We start from the raw sequence: 374 nt of genomic DNA, 5'->3' as shown, positions 1-374 counted from the left end.
TTTGTAGACCGGCGAACGCTGGGCGGAATCAATCACCGACTGCGGTACGCCATCGGCCAGGGCCTGGCGAATCACTGCCGGGTCATTCGGATCGAGGAAGATCTCCAGTTGTTTCTCGTACAGGTCTTGCTCATTGGCGGTGCTCGCCACTTCGCTGATGCGGTCGGCGTCATACAGCAGCACACCGAGGTAACGGATACGCCCGACACAGGTTTCGGCGCAAACAGTCGGCATCCCGGCTTCGATACGCGGGTAGCAGAAGATGCACTTCTCSGMCTTGCCGCTYTKCCAGTTGAAATAGATCTTCTTGTACGGGCAGCCGCTGATGCACATCCGCCAGCCACGGCATTTTTCCTGGTCGATCAGCACAATGC

The 374-nt window shown here is 58.1% G+C and carries 1 protein-coding gene; it reads right to left on the bottom strand.

The window, feature by feature from the left end; genetic code table 11:
- Positions 1 to 369, bottom strand: a 369-nt coding sequence (locus AC1DKR_RS21415; RefSeq protein ID WP_478035229.1) for a 4Fe-4S dicluster domain-containing protein, incomplete at its 3' end; no start/stop codon positions are given.
- Positions 370 to 374 lie beyond the last annotated feature (5 nt).

Source organism: Stenotrophomonas sp. 01N47 (assembly GCF_056399165.1).
This window is presented reverse-complemented; position numbering and strand designations above follow the sequence as displayed.